The organism is Candidatus Bartonella washoeensis Sb944nv (assembly GCF_000278135.1).
GTDB lineage: Bacteria > Pseudomonadota > Alphaproteobacteria > Rhizobiales > Rhizobiaceae > Bartonella > Bartonella washoeensis.
This window is the reverse complement of record NZ_JH725024.1, coordinates 9260-10518: the sequence shown is the minus strand read 5'-3', so window position 1 is coordinate 10518 and position 1259 is coordinate 9260. Positions and strand designations below refer to the sequence as shown.

General features: G+C 36.9%; 2 protein-coding genes. Both read right to left on the bottom strand.

From position 1 onward, the window contains the following. Positions 1–38 precede the first annotated feature (38 nt). Positions 39–782 carry a phage antirepressor Ant gene (locus MCQ_RS04705; protein WP_006923864.1) on the bottom strand — a complete coding sequence of 248 codons (744 nt, stop codon included), beginning with the start codon at positions 780–782 and terminating at the stop codon, positions 39–41. A gap of 47 nt (positions 783–829) precedes the next feature. Next, positions 830–1240 carry a hypothetical protein gene (locus MCQ_RS04700; RefSeq protein WP_035008095.1) on the bottom strand — a complete coding sequence of 137 codons (411 nt, stop codon included), beginning with the start codon at positions 1238–1240 and terminating at the stop codon, positions 830–832. Between the last annotated feature and the right edge of the window lie 19 nt (positions 1241–1259).

Genomic DNA, 1259 nt, shown 5'->3' with positions numbered 1-1259 from the left:
TCAGTAAATTCGTATTTCTTTTCCATGATGATAAACCCTTAATGCATACCTTGTCTTTTGATTTCTTGAGAAAGCATACCAATGCCTTTTGTTGTGATTTTTGCTGAAGGAATGACTTTTTCTGTTCCCTCGGAAGTTTTAATAGTGATGGTGGGACAATCCATAAGACCTTTTTTGATTTTGTCTTGGTAAGGTAACAATGGAGTGCTCGGAGCACGCCGGTAAACCCATTCTTTTTGCTGTAAGAAGAGAATGAACTGTTTTGGTTGTAGCTCTAATATTTTAGCAGCTTCAGTAAGACCGAAGAGCCCTTCATGGCGTTGCAAGCTTTCAAGAGCCATAGCTTTTGGTTTTAATTCGGCAATCATATTGTCTTTTTGTTCATTCTCATTTTTGAGATAATTTAAAACCCCTAACATGACTTGTGGGCTAGAGTAATCGATTTGCGGTGTTACAGCTTTCTTTGCACGCTGTTCACATTCGATAAAATATTGACGGGCTTGTTTCCCTTTTTCATTACGTTCTACCATGGCAAGCTCTTTTGCCATGTCTAATGTGAGGTAATATTCTGTACTTGGTCGACCTCTTAAGGTTTTCGCTAAAATTTTAGCGAAAATTATAAAATCCTGATTTTCTTGGAAATTATATTCTTTAATACGGTTTTTTATCCAATCTCTAAAATTAGAATTCACTTCCAAAAATTCGTGCAATTCACGAGCATTAACCGTTTGCATGGTTTCACCGTTAACAGTGTTATTTGTAATGGTGATAGGATTATTCATAGGTTTATATCCTTCGACTATTTGATAGGAGGAAAGAAGAGGTGCTATTAGAAGCGCCCTGTATAGTGAGGATAGTTTGGTATGACATCCCGAAGAGTTAAACGGTGCTGCTCTTCGTAAGTACCGTAAAGTTTATCCTCATATTCTTGCTTTTCGATTTGTTCTAAAAAGAAAGCGTATGCATCACTGTCTTTCACAAAATCGTGAGGGATGATGCCATCAAAACACTTTTGTTCACGCTCTTTAATATAGAATTCTGCAAGATCTTCAGAGATATCTTCACACCGATTAGTTGATGGTTCAATGCGAAAGATTTGAACAGCATTATCGGCTTCGTCGATAAAGTCGATAATGTCACTTTCTTCGAAAAAAGGACCAGATTTTGCAATTCCGTCTTTTTCATTCCTGCACATCACTAAGAGAATTTCATCCGATTTTATAAAAACAGGTTTTGTCAAAACAGCCTCCATACAGCCT

Excerpts from the sequence above, each read along its gene's own strand:
- MCQ_RS04705 (WP_006923864.1), bottom strand. The coding sequence starts at position 782 with ATGAATAATCCTATCACCATTACAAATAACACTGTTAACGGTGAAACC.